We start from the raw sequence: 15,626 nt of genomic DNA on the forward strand, positions 1-15,626 counted from the left end.
GCCATGAATGAAATGAACTCGACCCTGTTATCGGCTGCCGACACCAATCTGGCGCCGGTCTATGCCGAAATCTTCCTGCTGATCGCGACGTCGGCGATCCTGCTGATCGACCTGTTCCTGAAAGAGGGCAAGCGCAACCTGACCTATGGCCTGTCGCTGCTGGCGATCGGCGGCTGCGCGATCTTCTCCTTCATGGACTTCGACTCGGGCGCGACCGTGTACACCTTCAGTGGCATGTACGTGTCGGATCCGATGTCGAACCTGCTCAAGATGTTCACCTACCTGGCCACGGCCATGACCATCGTCTACTCGCGCCAGTACGCCGGCGAGCGCGGCATGATGTCGGGCAACCTGGGCGGCGAGTTCTATACGCTCGCGCTGTTCTCTATGCTGGGCCAGATGATCATGATCTCGGGTAACAGCATGCTGTCGATCTACCTGGGCCTGGAACTGATGTCGCTGTCGCTGTACGCGCTGGTGGCGCTGCGCCGCGACCACGCGATCTCGACCGAAGCCGCGATGAAGTACTTCATCCTGGGCGCCCTGGCCTCGGGCTTCCTGCTGTATGGCATCTCGATGATCTACGGCGCGACCGGTTCGCTCGACATCACCACCATCGCGCAAGTCACTGCCGCCGAAGGCGCCAACCGCACCATCCTGGTGTTCGGCCTGGTGTTCGTCGTGGCCGGCCTGGCCTTCAAGCTGGGCGTGGTGCCGTTCCACATGTGGGTGCCGGACGTGGTGCAGGGCGCGCCGACCGCCGTGACCCTGCTGCTGGGCGGCGCGCCGAAGATCGCCACCTTCGCCATCGTGATCCGCCTGCTGGCCGAAGCGCTGCCGTCGATGGCCTTCGACTGGCAGCAGATGCTGCTGGTGGTCGCCGTGCTGTCGCTGGCCTTCGGTAACGTCACCGCGATCGCGCAGACCAATATCAAGCGCATGCTGGCTTACTCGACGATCGCCCAGATGGGCTTCGTGGTGCTGGCCCTGGTGGTCGGCAACGTCGATGGCGATACCACCAATGCCGCAGCCGCCTACAGCGCCGCGATGTACTACACCATCATCTACGTGTTGACCACGGTGGGTACCTTCGGCCTGATCATGATGCTGGCGCGCGCCGGCCATGAGGCGGAGCTGATCAGCGACTTCAAGGGTCTCGGCAAGCGCAGCCCATGGTTCGCGATCGTCGCCACGATCCTGATGTTCTCGCTGGCCGGCGTGCCGCCGATGGTGGGCTTCATCGCCAAGTACGCCGTGATCCAGGCCGTCGCCAACGCCGGCATGGTGTGGCTGGCCGTCGTGGCCGTGATGTTCTCGCTGATCGGCGCGTTCTACTACCTGCGCATCGTCAAGACCATCTGGTTCGACGAAGCAGTCGATACCGCGCCGATCGCGACCCCGGTCGATATGCGCGTGATCATGTCGCTCAACGGCGTCGCCATTTTCGTGCTGGGCGTGGTCCCTGGCGGCCTGCTGGCGATCTGCTACAGCGCCATGCAGGCGACCCTGGCGAATTAAGCCATGGATAGCTCGCTGGCCGCATTGCTGGTGATTGCCCTCGCGCTGGCGGGGGCCAATCTGCCGTTCGTGAACGAGCGCCTGTTCGGGTTCGTGCCGGTCCCGGCCGGTAAAGCGCCAGCGGGGGAGCCGCGCAACAAGGCGTTAGCGCTGCGCCTGCTCGAGCTGGTGGTCTTGTACTTGGTCGTCGGACTGGTTGCGAAGCTGCTGGAATCGCGTATCGGTTCGGTGTTCGTGCAGACCTGGGAGTTTTATGCGGTCACCGGCTGCATGTTCCTGGTGCTGGCGTTTCCGGGTTTCGTGATGCGGTATATGCGCAAGCGTCGTTAAGTTCAGCCAGTACAGCCAACCCGTCGTTCCCGCGCAGGCGGGAACCTAAGTTTTTAGCGTTATCGATACGCGAGCAACTTAGGTTCCCGCCTCCGCGGGAAGTTTTTTTGGCAGTGCCAAAAAAGACGTTTTTGGGCCAACGATATCTCGTGCGGCGCGGGTTTCGCTTATGATTCTTACCATTGCAGTCTCAACTAACTGGAGTGAAAAGTGCCGGATCTGAAAGAAACCCGCATCGACGGCGGCGTCGTCTACGACGGCCATTTTTTGAAAGTCGAGAAAGACCGCATCCGCCTGCCGGACGGCTCGGAGAGCCAGCGCGAGTTTTTCCGCCATCCCGGCGCCGTCGTGATCCTGCCGCTGCTACCCGATGGCCGCGTGCTGCTCGAGCGCCAGTTCCGCTATCCGAACGGGCAGGTCTTTATCGAATTCCCGGCCGGGAAGATCGACCCGGGCGAAGACCACCTCGAATGCGCCAAGCGCGAGCTCAGGGAAGAAACCGGCTACACGGCGGGACGCTGGCGCTTCGTCTGCACCATCCATAATGCGATCGCCTATTCGGACGAGCACCTCGAGATCTTCCTGGCCGAAGACATGACCGCGGGCGAACAGCAGCTCGACGCCGGCGAATTCCTGGAGATCTTCAGCGCCACCGTGCCCGAGCTGCTCGAGATGGTGCGCAAGGGCGAGATCACCGACGTCAAGACCATCATCGGCACCTTCTGGCTCGAGAAGATCCTGGCCGGCGACTGGACGCCTGCCTGACCATCATGCGGCCGTGTCGGAGCCTGGCCGCGCTGTCGGCCGCGTGTGCGATGGTCGCCGCCGCCCCAGCCGCAGCCCAGGCCCGCACTCCGTTCCAGGCGCAATGCGAGGACACCATCGGCGAGACGATCTCGGTGCTGTCCAGCCGCGGCGAAGGCTATCGCATCGACAACACGCGTTCCTACCATGACCTGACGCGCCTGAAAGGCAGCGTGCGCCGCGGTTCCTGGGTGCTGGGCCTGACGCACACCGAGGCGCGGGTGAGCATCAAGGTCGGCGGACGCATGTTGACGGACCGGTCCAGCGGCCATGAATGCGTGGCGCCGCGCATCGACGTCAACCTGTATTACGCGCCCATCGTGATCTATGTCAGCCGCGAATTCACGCCGGGATCGTGTTCCTACCGGGAAGTGCTGGCCCACGAGATGCGCCACCTGCAGACCTACCAGGATTTCCTGCCCAAGGCCGAAGCCATCGTCCGCACCCGGCTGGCGGCGCGCTTCGCCGGCAGGCCGCTGTATGCGCCGATCGGGCAAGCGCGATCCCTGCTCCAGCGCGAAGTGGACCGCAGCTGGATGCCCTACATTAAACGTGAGATGGAAAAGGTCGAAGTATTGCAGGCGGCCATTGATACGCCGCAGGAATACGCTCGCCTGGGCAAGGTTTGCGCAGGTGAGGTACAGTCTTTGCTTAGACAGGCAACACGAAGCAGTTCATGAACACCGAGCAAGCAAACGAAACGAACACGGCAGCGCGGCAGCATGTCGCCCTCATTCCGGCGGCCGGCGTCGGCGCCCGCATGGCGGCCGGCAGCCCCAAGCAATACCTTGCCATCGGCGCCAAGCCCATGCTGCGCCACACGGTCGACGCCTTCCTTTCCAGCCCGCTGATCGCCCACACCTATGTGGTGGTGAGCGCGGACGATCCCTTCATCGACGGCGTGCTGCCCGACGCGCGGGAGGCGGGCAAGCGCGTCACCGTGTTGCGCTGCGGCGGCGCGACCCGCATGGAATCGATCCGCAACGGCCTGCATGCGCTGGCCGACGTGCTCGGCGCACAAGACCGCGTGCTGGTCCACGACGCCGCCCGGCCGGGCCTGAACGCCGCGCTGATCGAACGCCTGATCGTTGAAACAGGCGACCATGCGGCCGGCGGCCTGCTGGCGCTGCCCGTGGTCGATACCGTCAAGCGCCGGGACGCTGGCCATGTCGCGACCGTCCCGCGCGACGGCCTGTGGCTGGCCCAGACCCCGCAGATGTTTTCCTACGCGCTGCTGTGCCGCGCACTCGACGCGGCCACCGACCCGGCCGCGATCACCGACGACGCCAGCGCCATCGAGGCGCTGGGCCTGGCCCCGAAACTGGTCGAAGGCCATCCGCGCAACCTGAAAGTCACGCTGCCATCCGACATCCGCATCGCCGAGATGTACCTGGCGCTCGATTCCACCATTTGAACGACACGAACCACACACCATGGCACTCGCATCCTACAATCCTCATCCTCCGTTTCGCATCGGCACCGGCTACGACAACCACGCGCTGGTCGAAGGCCGCAAGCTGATCGTCGGCGGCGTCACCATCCCGCATCGCCTGGGCCTGTTGGGCCATTCCGACGCCGACGTGCTGCTGCATGCGATCATCGATTCGCTGCTGGGCGCGGCCGCGCTGGGCGACATCGGCAAGCACTTCCCGGACACCGACCCGATGTTCGCCGGCGCCGATTCGCGCACCCTGCTGCGCGAAGTCGCGCACCGCGTGCTGAACTCGGGCTACACCATCGGCAATATCGACGCCACCATCATCGCCCAGCAGCCGAAGATGGCGCCGCACATCCCGCTGATGGTCTCGCGCATCGCCGAAGACCTGGGCGTGTCGCCGCAGCAGGTGAACATCAAGGCCAAGACCAACGAGAAGCTGGGCTACCTGGGCCGTGAAGAGGGCATGGCGGCGCACTCGACCGCGCTCTTGATCCGGGCCGCTACGCAGTAGTGTTGAAGCAGTATTGACTGGCTTCGGCAAAGGTCGAAAAGGCAATCTATAATTGCCTGATGACCAACGCCCATCCAACACTGTCACCGCGCGCAGCCTGGACCCTGATCCTGGTCGCCAGCGCCATCATGATGATCACGATGGGCGCGCGGCTGACCAGCGGCCTGTTCCTGTCGCCGCTGAACACCGCGACCGGGCTCGGCGTGGCCAGCATCAGCTTCGTGATGGCGGTGGCCCAGCTGATGTGGGGTGCGGCCCAGCCGGTGTTCGGCGCCGTCGCCGACAAGTACGGGCCGGGCAGGGTGATCGCCCTTGGCGGCCTGATGCTGGCGGCTGGCACTGCCGCCACGCCCTTCGTCGATTCGCAGTGGGCGCTGCTGCTCACGATGGGCTTTCTGTCGGCGGCCGGGGCCGGCGCCGGCAGCTTCTCGATCCTGATTGGCGCCACTGCCCAGCGCCTGCCCGCCGAGCGGCGCGCCTTTGCTTCGGGCTTCATCAACGCCGGCGGTTCCTTCGGCCAGTTCGTGTTCGCGCCGCTGATGGGCGCCATCATCGCCGGCGCAGGCTGGATCTGGGCCATGCTCACCATGGCCGCCGCCACCTTGCTGACCATTCCGCTGGCCTGGCCGCTGCGCGGCAGGAAAGCCGCCGCCGTCCCTGTTACTACTCCTGCCGCTGCGCCTGCAGCGCCCCTGCCGGACGCGCCCACGATCTCGCTCGGCCAGCAGCTGCGCCAAGCCATGCGCGACCGCAGTTACATCTGCCTGCACCTGGGCTTCTTCACCTGCGGCTTCCACATCGCCTTCCTGGTCACCCACCTGCCGGGAGAAGTCGCAATGTGCGGCCTGCCGGCCAGCGTCTCGGCCACGGCCCTGGCCCTGATCGGCCTGTTCAACATCGCCGGCAGCCTGGGTGCAGGGATGCTGGCCTCGCGCTACCGCATGAAGTCGCTGCTGTTCTGGATCTATGCCAGCCGCGCCGTGCTGGTGGGCATCTATCTGCTGGCGCCGAAGACCGAGTGGACCTTCTACCTGTTCGCCGCCGCGCTCGGCGCCACCTGGCTGGCCACCGTCCCGCCGACGGCCGGTCTGGTAGGCAAGCTGTTCGGGGTACGCTACCTGGCCACCTTGTTCGGCATGACCCTGCTGTCGCACCAGATCGGCGGCTTCTTCGGCGCCTGGCTGGGCGGCCTGGCCGTGGTGCACACGGGCGACTATAGCTGGATGTGGTATGCAGACATGGCGCTCGCGCTGGCGGCGGCGCTGGTGAACCTGCCGATCCGCGAAGCGGCGGTGGTGCGTTCGCCCAAGCTGGCGGGAGCCTGATCATGGCGCGCGACGCCTGGGCCTACCGCGAACTCGTCGTCGAATCGGCGCTGGATGCGCGCAGCGGCAAGCCGCGCATCCAGCCGGTGTCGGGACAGGCATTTGCGACCGATATGCGGGTGCAGTGTTCGCGCCGCCTGCTCGACACCGAACGGTATCCGATCGGCACGCGCTTTTTGCTGTCGGCGCGGATCTCTGACCGCCAGGGTGGCGAGCCTTTCCTGTATGCCTGGCATGGCGACCCGGTGACAGTCATGAGCAAGGCAAAGGTGGCGGGCTTCCTGCAGATGTACCGGCGTTTGCGGCTGTAAACGGGACAAGAAAAAGGCCGCGAATTGCAGCCTTGGATATTCAGTCGACGCTGGGAGGAGGGACGCCGACCCCGGTGGCGAGCACGAACAGGCTCAGGGCGATCCCGGTGCCGGCGATGGTCGCCAGCAGCGCTGCTGTTCGCGGCTTGGCGTTCTTGTGTGAGCGCCAGGCGGCATCGAGCAGGCCGATGCCGATCACCAGGTTCACGAACAGCATGGCGTCCATTGTCACTCCGTCGTGTGGGCCAGCATCAATCCCAATCCAGCGCGCCTTTTTTCCACTCGTAGGCCAGGCCGATGGTCAAGAGGCCCAGGAACACCATCATGGCCCAGAAGCCGGTCGAACCGATGTCGGTCACGACAACCGCCCATGGCACCAGGAAGGCGACTTCCAGGTCGAACAGGATGAACAGGATCGCGACCAGGTAGAAGCGCACGTCGAATTGCATGCGCGCATCGCCGAAGGCTTCGAAACCGCACTCGTACTGCGATAGCTTCTCGGGATCGGGACGGTGCGGGCCCAGTACGCGGCCCAGCACCTGGGGCGCGACGCCGACCAGGATGCCGATGATGATGAACATGAGTACGGGGAAGTATTCTTCGAGATTCATGGTTCTACTGCGCGGTGATGCGCGTGGGTTGATAAAGGAATGGTGCGGCCTCGACAGGCAAAGTTAGGCTCGATTCTAACCGCATATAACCCTGTTGCCAACCAGGCATTTTGCGTGCAATTACTGTGTTTACGTCGGTATTTACGCGTAACTGCCATCGATCCGCTCCGTGCGGGACGCAAACTGGTTATCATCAGGGGTTGGTAAATTGACCTCATCCAAACCCAAAGGAGCACCATGGCCTCGAAAAAAATCGCCGTCCTCGTCGGCAGCCTGCGCAAGGATTCGTACACCCGCCGCGTCGCCCACAGCCTGATCGAGTCGGCGCCGGAAGGATTCGAACTGGCGATCGTCGAGCTGCGCGACCTGCCCCTGTATAACGAGGACGACGAGACCGATCCACCCCCTGGCGTGTTCGCGGCCTTTCGCGACGCTATCGGCCAGGCCGACGGCGTCCTGTTCTGCACCCCGGAATACAACCGCTCGGTGCCGGGTGCGCTCAAGAACGCGATCGACGTCGGCTCGCGCCCCTACGGCAAGGCGGCCTTCGCCGACAAGCCCTGCGCCATCGTCAGCGTCTCGCCGGGCGCGCTGGGCGGCTTCGGCGCCAATCACCACCTGCGCCAGATGCTGCCGTTCCTGAACATGCCGACCATGCCGGCGCCGGAAGCCTATGTCGGCGGCGTCGCCAGCAAGTACGAGGGAGACAAGCTGGTCGACGAATCGTCGCGCGCCTTCTTCCAGAAATTCATGGCCGCCTTTGGCGCCTGGGTGGAGCAGCATGCCAAATAATGGTTTGCCTTCGCTGGCGCCGGTGGGACCCCGCTACGGATGATCCGCGCGACCGACAGCAAGATCGATAGCAAGTTGGTGCCGACGCCGCCGCGCGACCTGCCCACGCTGCTGGGCCGTCCGCCGGACGGCTGGCGCGCGCGCATGTTCGACGTCATCTTCGGCAACGACACGCCGGCCGGTCGTCGCTTCGACATCGTGCTGGTGATCCTGATCCTGCTCAGCATCCTGGTGGTGATCCTCGACAGCGTGCCCTCGATCTACAGCGAGTATTCCGGCGTGACCTCGGTGCTCGAATGGGGCTTCACGATCCTGTTTACAATCGAATACATCGCGCGCCTGGTGTGCATCCAGCGCCCGGTGCGCTATGCGCGCAGCTTCTACGGGATCATCGACCTGGTGTCGGTGCTGCCGACCTACCTGTCGCTGCTGCTGCCCGGCAGCCAGGTATTCCTGGACGTGCGCATCCTGCGCCTGCTGCGGGTGTTCCGCATCTTCAAGCTGACCTTGTACATCGAGGAATACACGCGCCTGGGCGAAGCCCTGGTCGCCAGCCGGCGCAAGATCATGGTGTTCCTGTCGGTGGTGCTGATGCTGATCCTGATCCTCGGCACCGTGATGTATGTGGTCGAGGGACCGGACAACGGCTTCACCAGCATCCCGATGTCGATGTACTGGGCCACGGTGACCATCACCACGGTGGGCTATGGCGACATGGTGCCGCACACGCCGGTGGGCAAGGCGATCGCCTCGTTCATGGTGCTGCTGGGCTGGGGCATCCTGGCGGTGCCGACGGGGATCGTTTCGGCCGAGATGACGTCGCAGAAGATGTCGCGCCACGCCCCGCGCGGCACGCCGCGCCAGTGCGGCGCCTGCGGCAGCGGCGACCATGATCCGCGCGCCCACTTCTGCAAGGATTGCGGCGCGCCGCTGGCGCCGGCGGAAGGGCAGTACTAGGTTACCGCACGCGCACCGCGCACCATGATGGCGAGCGGTGCACCGCGATCGCTCAGGCCATTGCGGCGTGCATCGTGTACCGAGAAGGTGCATGTATTGGTGCATGCACCGGCGTGCGCGGCGGCGCCGGACGCGCCAGCGTGACCGGCGGCGGGACGGTGGCGTCGCGCTCGAGCCAGTAATTGAACTGGCCGAAGCTGGGCTGCGCGCCGGCGTCGACATCCTGGAAGAAATCCTCGAGCATCTGGCGATAGGCGGCGCGGCGCGAAAACCCGTCGTTGCTGGCCGCATAGCGCGCGGCGGCGGCGCGGAAGATCGCGCGCATCCGCTCGTCGGCATTGGTGCCGGTGCCCGCGCCCTTGCGCGGACGCCCGCGCTTGATGCCGGCCGTGACTGCGCGGGTGCGGCCCGGCGCACCCGAATTGCCGTAGTCCGGCAGCAGGGCGTCGGGCGTCTGGCCGCGCTCCCAGTAGCGGCGCAGGTAGCGCAGGATGCTCGATTTCGACATGCCGTGGGCGGCGGCGTAGCCGGCCATCAGCGTGGCGCGCTGGCGCGGATCGTACAGCGCGTGGCGGTCGGTGTGCAGGGCGCGCACGGCTGACCAGGCCTTGGCCTGCAGGTTCAGGTAGCCCTGCGGCACCGGTTCGCGCGGCGGCGCCGCAGCGAACGGGTCGACCAGCAGGCGGCGCGCACGGCCGGATGCCAGCGCTTCTTCCAGCGCCGCCACCGGTGTCGGCTCGGGCATGGCAGCGTGGCTGCCCAGTTGATAGGTCCAGGCCAGCGCCTGCGGCTGCGCGATCCACAGCACGCGGACGGTGCGCCCGGGCGTGCCCGCGAATTCGACTACATCGTTCTGTCCAATCATCTTTACCTCCCACAAAGCCCTTGGAATCCAGGGTGTTTTCTTACATGCAAGGATCGGGCCAGGCCGAATTGTGAGGGATCCTGCACATTTGGTGCACCTCAACTGTGCAGGAGTGGGAGGGATGTAGTCTCGTTGTTCGTGCCCGGGCACGCCATTTCATCTTCGATCTCATCTGGCCACCGATGCCCAGGTCGAGCTGGCGCGCGTGACCGGGCAGCACGTGCAGAACACCACCCGCACCGCGCGCGCCGTGGTCGACGAAGTGGCGCGACCCGCGGCCGAGGAAGCCGAGCGCGGCATCCGTTGCCAGCAGAAGGCGCTGCGCACCATGACCGACCCGTTTACGCGCGCCGATGGTGCGCTGCAGCCGGCCCAGTCGCCACAGCAGGCCAGCCAGCAAGCGGCCCAGCAACCAGTCCAGGCCAGCCAGCAGGTGCGTCAGGCGGGCGCGACGCACTAGGAAGCTATCCCGGGAGGTTCAGTGGCGCAGCGGCGCGGCGCGTGACGTCGTGGCCGCCACGGCCGCGGTGCTTGCCGCGCCCGCCCGCGGCGCCAGGCCGAACAGCGGGCGCAACGGGCGCAGGCGGCGCACGGCTTCGTACAGCGCGAAGCTGCCGGTCGCGGTCAGGACCATCAGCAGCAGCGCCTCGACGCCGGGCGCCAGGTTCAGCGGTTTGAAGGCATGCGCCATGAGCACGATCAGGGTCTGGTGCGCGATATAGACCGGGAATACCGCATCGGTGAGGTAGCGCCGCGCCGGCCCGTCGCGGTCCAGGTGGCGGCGCGCGAAACCGCAGGCCGCGACGATGGCGCCCCAGGCGCACAGCGTGTACACGCAGCGCATGATGGGAACCCAGATCGCCATCATCTGCGCGCTGTGCTCATGGTGGGGCGCGGCGTACCAGGCCACGATGGCGGCCCATGCGGCCAGTGCGATGCCAAGCGCGATCCAGCGCACGCTCTCCATGCGTTCCCACACGGGGCGGCTGCGCGCCACCAGGGCGCCCAGCAAGAATATCGGCAGGTAGGTGGCGTGGTTGAACCAGTCATCGACCAGGGCGTGGGTGGACGGGAAGCGGTCGGCCAGCAGGATGCGCACGATCGCCAGGAACAGCGCCGGCAGCACCAGCAGCTTCCAGCCTTTCAATATGGCTGCGGTACGCGCGGCCAGCGCGTCGATGCGGGCATGGCCCAGCAATGCCGTGCAGGCGGCGAGCACCAGCGTGTACACCCACAGGTAGGCGACGAACCATAAATGGTTCCAGGTCGGCAGGACCAGGCAGCCGTCCTGGCAGAAGCCGCCGTAGCCGACGAGGTAGAGGCGCATGAAGGCCACGAAGCCGTCGGCATAGCCGAGCTTTTCGACCACTTCGAGCCAGGGCTGCGGCGGCACGATGACCAGCATGCCGAACAGCAGCGGCAGCAGCAGGCGCAGGCTGCGCCGGCGCACGAAGGTCCCCGGCGCCATCTTGCGCAGCAAGAAATGCGAGGCCGCGCCGGCCACGAAGAACAGCAGGCCGAGGCGCCACGGCGAGGACAGCAGCATGAACGGCTCCGGGCCGGTCCCGGCGTGCGGACTTTTCACGTGCCAGTCCCAGCTCACGTAGTACATGCCCACGTGATAGGCGATCAGCACGAAGAAGGCCAGGATGCGGACCCAGTCGAGGAAATACAGGCGGTGATTGCCCACGGAAGTATTTGGCTGCATGGCACGCTCTTGTGATGATGGAAGCGCCAGCATTGCGCGCAGGCGGGATAGATGCCAGCGCCAGGGGGCGAACCGGGCCTTATCTGGGGCGAGCCGGGTCCAGGCGTTCGACCAGGGCGGGACGGTACTGGCGGCTGCACGGCACCCGCGCGCCACTGCGCAGCACCAGTTCGCAATCGCCCTTGTCGAGCGGAGCGATGCGCGCGATGGCGGAAAGGCGCACCGCCGCGCGCCGGTGGCAGCGCACGAAGGCCGGGCCGAGCTGGCCGAGCAGGGCGCCAAGGGTCTGGCGCAGCAGTGGCGCGCCGACGGACGTGTGCAGCGCCACGTAGTTATCGGCCGTCTCGAGCCACTCGATATCGGCCACCTGCACCACGCGTGTCGCACCGCGTTCGCTCACCAGCAGCTGGCGCGGCGCACTGGGTGGTGGCGGCGCCGCCTGCATTGGCGCCGCCAGGCGCGCGCGCAGCCGCTCGAGCGCCCGGTGCAGGCGGGCCTGGTCGAAGGGCTTGAGCAGATAGTCGACCGCTTCGCTGTCGAAGGCGCGCAGCGCATGATCCTCGTGGGCGGTGACGAACACCACCAGCGGTGCCGGCGCCGGCAGCGAGGCGGCCAGGTCGATGCCCGACAGTTCGGGCATCTCGATATCGAGCAGCAGCGCATCCGGCCGTTCGCTCTCCACCATGCGCAAGGCCTCGACGCCATCGACCGCTTCGCGGACCGACCCGATGCCAGCTTCCAGTGCCAGCATGCGGCGCAGCCGGTCGCGCGCCGGGCGTTCGTCGTCGACGATCAGCAGGTGCATGGTAGCCTCATCTCTGCACGTACGCCGGCGGGCTCCAGGGCGATCAAGGCCAGGCCCGCGTTCTCTCCGTGCAGGGCCGCCAGCCGCGTGCGCAGATTGGCCACCGTGATGCCGGGCGTGCCCGACTCGTCCAGCACGCCGCCATCGTCCTCGACCCGCACCACCATGGCGTCGCCGTCGATATGGGCCGCGACCCGGATCGCGGTCGCCTCGCGGCGCCGTCCGACCGTGTGCTTGAACACGTTTTCGAGCAGCGGTTGCAGGCTGATGGCGGGCAGCATGACGTCCAGCGCGGCCGGGTCGACGTCCCAGGCCAGCGTCACCCGTCCCTCGAAGCGCTCGGCCATCACCGCCGCATAGCCCTGGGCCAGGCGCAGCTCGTCGCGCAGGCGCGCCTGCGGCCGTTCGCCCAGCGCCAGGGTGGCGCGCAGCACGTCGGCCAGCCGCACCAGCGTGGCGTCGGCACGCGCGACATCGGTATGCATGAGGGAGGAAATCGTATTCAGCGCATTGAACAGGAAGTGCGGCTGCATCTGGCGCGTCAGGCGTTCGAGCTGGGCTTCGCGCAGCAGGGCGCCGGCCTGCTCGGCGCGCACCCTTTCCTTCATCATCTCGCGATAGGACAGGAGGCCGAAGCCGATCGTCGTGAACAGGCCGAAGAACACCGAGATCTTGAGCGCCTCGTAGACAAAGACGTCGGACCAGGGCTGGTGCCGGTAGTGAAGGCCGGCCAGCGCATAGATGCCGTGGCGGATCGCGAACACGACCGGCGTGAAGCCGACCCAGTACAGCGGCAGCCAGCGCAATTGCCTGCCGAACCAGCGCCGGGGCGTGGCGACCAGCGCGTCGTCGCCGGCGCTGAAGCGGCGCTGGACCAGGAACAGCATGGTCGCCACCACCGCGGACGAGGTCTCCCACAACACCGGCTGCCACAGCGCGGTGCCGCCGTCGCGCCGGTAATCCTCGAGCGCCACCAGCACCATCAGACTCCAGAACAGGGCCCAGGCGATGCCGGCGACGACGAGGTTGCGGTTTGCGCGCGGTGGAAAAGGGGGCACGGACGACGCTCCGGATGAGAAAGGCCCGATCATCGTGCATCGGTCCGCGCTTGTCAAAACGGCGTTTCGTGGCAAATGTGACAATTGGTGACGATTGCCGTTCCTGCCAACTCATCGTGCGACAATGGGCCATGAACATTCCTGGTCACCACAGCGACGATTCCGATGACCGGCAGCGCATGCGGGCGCTGCTGGCCGCACACGACTGGACGTGCAGCCCCATGGGCGAGCCGGGCGCCTGGCCGGTCGAGCTGCGGGTGGCGCTCGACCTGATGCTCGATGCGCCTTATCCGACGCTGGTGTGCTGGACCGGACAATACCTGATGCTCTACAACGACGCCTATGCGCGGTTGCTGGGCGCGGCCCACCCGGCCGCGCTGGGCAAGCCGCTGAGCGAAGTGATGCCCACTCTGTGGCCGGACGTCGCGCCGCTGGCCGACGCCGCCATGGCGGGGCGTTCCGGCCAGGTCGAGGACTTGTCCGTCGTGCTTCCGCCGGGCGACGACGAGTGCCAGCGTTGGTTCACCGCATCGTATATTCCCTTGCGCAGCCTGGCCGGCGAGGTCAAGGGCTTCGTGCATACCGCCGTCGAGACCACCGGCCGCGTGCTCGAGGCGCGCCGTGCCGAGGCGGCGCGGCGGGCGAGCGATGCGCGCCTGTCGGCGGTGTTCGACAGCCTGCCGGTCGGCGTGGCCGTGACCGACACGGCTGGTGCGGTGGTGCTGGCCAACGATGCGATGCGGCGCTATGTGCCGGCCCGCTTCATGCCTTCGCGCGATGCGCAGCGCCTGGCGCGCTGGACGGTGCTGGATGGCGCCGGCAAGCCGGTGGCGGCCGAGGACTTCCCTGGTGCGCGCGCCCTGCGCGGCGAGCGCGTGGTGCCGGGGATGGAGGCCTTGTATCGCGCCGATGACGGCCGCGAAATCTGGACCCATATCAGCTCGGTGCCTATCCTCGATGCCGACGGCAGGATCGACGGCCAGGTCTCGGTGGTCACCGACATCGACCGCGTCAAGCGCACCGAGGCGGCCCTGCGCGAATCCGAAGAAAAATACCGCAAGCTGTTCGAGGAAGTCGACGAAGCCTTCTGCATCCTGGAAGTGACGTTCGATGCCGGCGGCGCGCCCATCGACCTGGTGTTCCTCGAGGTGAATCCGATGTTCGCGATCCAGAGCGGCATTCCCGATGCCCGCGGACGCTCGGTGCACGAGCTGGCGCCCGGCCTCGAATCGGTCTGGCTGGAGCGCTACGGCGCGGTGGCGCGCAGCGGCGAATCGATCCTGTTCGAGGAATATTCGCCGAAGCTCGAGCGCTGGTTCGAGGTCAATGCCTCGCGCATCGGCGCGCCCGAGGCGCGCCAGGTGGCGCTGGTGTTCCGCGACACCAGCGAACGCAAGCGCATCGAGGAAGACATGCGGCGCCTGGCCCGCGAGGCCTCGGAAGCGAGCCGGCGCAAGAGCGAATTCCTGGCGGTGCTGGCGCACGAACTGCGCAACCCGATGGCGACCATCCGCACCGGCCTCGAGATCATGCGCCTGCGCGCCGACAGTCCCGACACCATGGCGCGCGTACGCGAGATGCTCGAGCGCCAGACCCACCAGCTGTCGCACCTGGTCGACGACCTGCTCGACGTCGCCCGCGTCAGCAGCGGCAAGATCGAGATCCGCAAGCAGCTGGTCGACCTCAACCGGGTGGCGACGAGCGCGGTGGAGACCAGCACGGCGGTCATCCAGGGCGCGCGCCACCGGCTCGAGGTCATCCTGTGGCCGGAAGCGCTGTTGCTGGACGTCGATCCGACCCGCATCGCCCAGGTGGTGAGCAACCTGCTGACGAACGCCGCCAAGTACAGCGCGCCCGGCGGCGACATCCGCCTGGAAGTGCGCAAGGACGCGGGCGAGGCCGCGGGTTGGGCCACAATCGCGGTAAGCGACAGCGGCGTCGGCATCCTGCCCGAGCACCAGGAGGCGATCTTCGAGATGTTCAGCCAGGTCGGCGACCATGGCGGCCTGGCCCAGGGCGGGCTGGGCATCGGTCTGTCGCTGGTGCGCCAGCTGGTGACCCTGCACGGCGGCGCCATCGCGGTGCACAGCGCCGGCGCCGGCCAGGGCAGCACCTTCACCGTGCGCCTGCCGCTCGGCGCGCGGCCAGACGCCGGGCCGCGCGAGGCCGTGCAGGAGCTGCGGCACGAGCAGCGCGCGCTCCCGCGCCGCAGCTTCCGCATCCTGGTGGTGGACGACAATACCGATGCCGCCGAGAGCCTGTCGCTGCTGCTGCAGATGAACGCCCACGAGATCCGTACCGCGACCAATGGCCGCGACGCGCTGGCGCTGGTCAGCGGCTTTACGCCCGACATCGCCTTCCTCGACATCGGCATGCCGGGCATGACCGGCTACGAGCTGGCGGCGCGGCTGCGCGCGATGCCGGCGCTGGCGCACACGACCCTCGTCGCCGTCACCGGCTGGGGTTCGGAAGAAGACCAGGCGCGCTCGCGCGAAGCCGGTTTCGACCACCACTTCACCAAGCCGATCGCGGCCGATTCGGTGAGCCGCCTGCTGGGCCGGCTGGGCTGGCGCGCTCAGTAGCGGCTTGGTTG

The 15,626-nt window shown here is 66.9% G+C and carries 18 protein-coding genes; 12 read left to right on the top strand and 6 right to left on the bottom strand.

Annotated features, from left to right (window positions below):
* The first annotated feature begins 3 nt into the window (after window positions 1-3).
* The 8 genes from nuoN (at window position 4) to SOM61_RS20755 (ending at window position 6,237) form a co-directional block, all read left to right on the top strand.
* A complete protein-coding gene (nuoN, locus tag SOM61_RS20720) occupies window positions 4-1,518 on the top strand; it encodes an NADH-quinone oxidoreductase subunit NuoN (protein ID WP_320475823.1) in 1,515 nt (504 codons plus the stop codon).
* A gap of 3 nt (window positions 1,519-1,521) precedes the next feature.
* A complete protein-coding gene (locus SOM61_RS20725; protein ID WP_320475824.1) occupies window positions 1,522-1,848 on the top strand; it encodes a DUF2818 family protein in 327 nt (108 codons plus the stop codon).
* A gap of 210 nt (window positions 1,849-2,058) precedes the next feature.
* On the top strand, window positions 2,059-2,613 hold the full coding sequence (locus tag SOM61_RS20730; protein WP_320475825.1) for an NUDIX hydrolase: 555 nt from the start codon (window positions 2,059-2,061) through the stop codon (window positions 2,611-2,613).
* Between the two features lie 50 nt (window positions 2,614-2,663).
* Entirely contained in the window at window positions 2,664-3,332 is a 669-nt protein-coding gene (locus SOM61_RS20735; RefSeq protein WP_320475826.1) for a hypothetical protein, read from the top strand.
* The gene (ispD, locus tag SOM61_RS20740) at window positions 3,329-4,066 is read left to right on the top strand and encodes a 2-C-methyl-D-erythritol 4-phosphate cytidylyltransferase (protein ID WP_320475827.1); all 738 of its coding nucleotides are present in this window, start codon (window positions 3,329-3,331) and stop codon (window positions 4,064-4,066) included. Before SOM61_RS20735 ends, ispD begins: the two co-directional genes overlap by 4 nt.
* A 19-nt stretch (window positions 4,067-4,085) precedes the next feature.
* Window positions 4,086-4,601 carry a 2-C-methyl-D-erythritol 2,4-cyclodiphosphate synthase gene (ispF, locus tag SOM61_RS20745; protein WP_320475828.1) on the top strand — a complete coding sequence of 172 codons (516 nt, stop codon included), beginning with the start codon at window positions 4,086-4,088 and terminating at the stop codon, window positions 4,599-4,601.
* 59 nt (window positions 4,602-4,660) lie between these two features.
* Window positions 4,661-5,926, top strand: coding sequence for an MFS transporter (locus tag SOM61_RS20750; protein ID WP_320475829.1), 1,266 nt, complete (start codon window positions 4,661-4,663; stop codon window positions 5,924-5,926).
* A 2-nt stretch (window positions 5,927-5,928) separates the two neighbouring features.
* Window positions 5,929-6,237, top strand: coding sequence for a hypothetical protein (locus tag SOM61_RS20755; RefSeq protein WP_320475830.1), 309 nt, complete (start codon window positions 5,929-5,931; stop codon window positions 6,235-6,237).
* Window positions 6,238-6,277: 40 nt separating this feature from the next.
* On the opposite strand, the gene SOM61_RS20760 is transcribed toward SOM61_RS20755, so the two are convergent.
* A complete protein-coding gene (locus SOM61_RS20760) occupies window positions 6,278-6,463 on the bottom strand; it encodes a hypothetical protein (protein ID WP_320475831.1) in 186 nt (61 codons plus the stop codon).
* Between the two features lie 25 nt (window positions 6,464-6,488).
* A complete protein-coding gene (locus tag SOM61_RS20765) occupies window positions 6,489-6,848 on the bottom strand; it encodes an NADH-quinone oxidoreductase subunit A (RefSeq protein ID WP_109347086.1) in 360 nt (119 codons plus the stop codon).
* A 237-nt stretch (window positions 6,849-7,085) separates the two neighbouring features.
* Between SOM61_RS20765 and SOM61_RS20770 the strand changes: the two genes are divergently transcribed.
* Both SOM61_RS20770 and SOM61_RS20775 read left to right on the top strand, forming a co-directional pair.
* Entirely contained in the window at window positions 7,086-7,640 is a 555-nt protein-coding gene (locus tag SOM61_RS20770; RefSeq protein WP_320475832.1) for an NADPH-dependent FMN reductase, read from the top strand.
* 39 nt (window positions 7,641-7,679) lie between these two features.
* Window positions 7,680-8,597 (top strand): ion transporter, encoded by a 918-nt coding sequence (locus SOM61_RS20775; protein WP_320475833.1) that lies wholly within the window; start codon window positions 7,680-7,682, stop codon window positions 8,595-8,597.
* Between the two features lie 52 nt (window positions 8,598-8,649).
* Here SOM61_RS20775 and SOM61_RS20780 read toward each other — a convergent pair whose 3' ends face one another.
* Entirely contained in the window at window positions 8,650-9,462 is an 813-nt protein-coding gene (locus SOM61_RS20780) for a hypothetical protein (protein ID WP_320475834.1), read from the bottom strand.
* A gap of 205 nt (window positions 9,463-9,667) precedes the next feature.
* Between SOM61_RS20780 and SOM61_RS20785 the strand changes: the two genes are divergently transcribed.
* On the top strand, window positions 9,668-9,922 hold the full coding sequence (locus tag SOM61_RS20785; protein WP_320475835.1) for a hypothetical protein: 255 nt from the start codon (window positions 9,668-9,670) through the stop codon (window positions 9,920-9,922).
* 18 nt (window positions 9,923-9,940) lie between these two features.
* On the opposite strand, the gene SOM61_RS20790 is transcribed toward SOM61_RS20785, so the two are convergent.
* The 3 genes from SOM61_RS20790 to SOM61_RS20800 form a co-directional block, all read right to left on the bottom strand.
* Complete coding sequence (locus tag SOM61_RS20790; RefSeq protein ID WP_320475836.1) at window positions 9,941-11,170, bottom strand: acyltransferase family protein; 1,230 nt, start codon at window positions 11,168-11,170, stop codon at window positions 9,941-9,943.
* A gap of 79 nt (window positions 11,171-11,249) precedes the next feature.
* The gene (locus tag SOM61_RS20795) at window positions 11,250-11,975 is read right to left on the bottom strand and encodes a LytR/AlgR family response regulator transcription factor (RefSeq protein WP_320475837.1); all 726 of its coding nucleotides are present in this window, start codon (window positions 11,973-11,975) and stop codon (window positions 11,250-11,252) included.
* On the bottom strand, window positions 11,963-13,033 hold the full coding sequence (locus tag SOM61_RS20800) for a sensor histidine kinase (protein ID WP_320475838.1): 1,071 nt from the start codon (window positions 13,031-13,033) through the stop codon (window positions 11,963-11,965). The genes SOM61_RS20795 and SOM61_RS20800 overlap by 13 nt, the downstream gene beginning before the upstream one ends.
* A gap of 131 nt (window positions 13,034-13,164) precedes the next feature.
* On the opposite strand from SOM61_RS20800, the gene SOM61_RS20805 reads away from it, so the two are divergent.
* Complete coding sequence (locus tag SOM61_RS20805; protein WP_320475839.1) at window positions 13,165-15,615, top strand: hybrid sensor histidine kinase/response regulator; 2,451 nt, start codon at window positions 13,165-13,167, stop codon at window positions 15,613-15,615.
* Window positions 15,616-15,626 lie beyond the last annotated feature (11 nt).

Source organism: Massilia sp. CFBP9012, from assembly GCF_034045115.1.
GTDB lineage: Bacteria > Pseudomonadota > Gammaproteobacteria > Burkholderiales > Burkholderiaceae_D > Telluria.

Bases quoted from the DNA above. Each gene is read 5' to 3' on its own strand.
- nuoN (WP_320475823.1), top strand. From the start codon at position 4: ATGAATGAAATGAACTCGACCCTGTTATCGGCTGCCGACACCAATCTG.
- SOM61_RS20725 (WP_320475824.1), top strand. From the start codon at position 1,522: ATGGATAGCTCGCTGGCCGCATTGCTGGTGATTGCCCTCGCGCTGGCG.
- SOM61_RS20735 (WP_320475826.1), top strand. From the start codon at position 2,664: ATGGTCGCCGCCGCCCCAGCCGCAGCCCAGGCCCGCACTCCGTTCCAG.
- ispD (WP_320475827.1), top strand. From the start codon at position 3,329: ATGAACACCGAGCAAGCAAACGAAACGAACACGGCAGCGCGGCAGCAT.
- ispF (WP_320475828.1), top strand. From the start codon at position 4,086: ATGGCACTCGCATCCTACAATCCTCATCCTCCGTTTCGCATCGGCACC.
- SOM61_RS20750 (WP_320475829.1), top strand. From the start codon at position 4,661: ATGACCAACGCCCATCCAACACTGTCACCGCGCGCAGCCTGGACCCTG.
- SOM61_RS20755 (WP_320475830.1), top strand. From the start codon at position 5,929: ATGGCGCGCGACGCCTGGGCCTACCGCGAACTCGTCGTCGAATCGGCG.
- SOM61_RS20760 (WP_320475831.1), bottom strand. From the start codon at position 6,463: ATGGACGCCATGCTGTTCGTGAACCTGGTGATCGGCATCGGCCTGCTC.
- SOM61_RS20765 (WP_109347086.1), bottom strand. From the start codon at position 6,848: ATGAATCTCGAAGAATACTTCCCCGTACTCATGTTCATCATCATCGGC.
- SOM61_RS20770 (WP_320475832.1), top strand. From the start codon at position 7,086: ATGGCCTCGAAAAAAATCGCCGTCCTCGTCGGCAGCCTGCGCAAGGAT.
- SOM61_RS20775 (WP_320475833.1), top strand. From the start codon at position 7,680: ATGATCCGCGCGACCGACAGCAAGATCGATAGCAAGTTGGTGCCGACG.
- SOM61_RS20780 (WP_320475834.1), bottom strand. From the start codon at position 9,462: ATGATTGGACAGAACGATGTAGTCGAATTCGCGGGCACGCCCGGGCGC.
- SOM61_RS20790 (WP_320475836.1), bottom strand. From the start codon at position 11,170: ATGCAGCCAAATACTTCCGTGGGCAATCACCGCCTGTATTTCCTCGAC.
- SOM61_RS20795 (WP_320475837.1), bottom strand. From the start codon at position 11,975: ATGCACCTGCTGATCGTCGACGACGAACGCCCGGCGCGCGACCGGCTG.
- SOM61_RS20805 (WP_320475839.1), top strand. From the start codon at position 13,165: ATGAACATTCCTGGTCACCACAGCGACGATTCCGATGACCGGCAGCGC.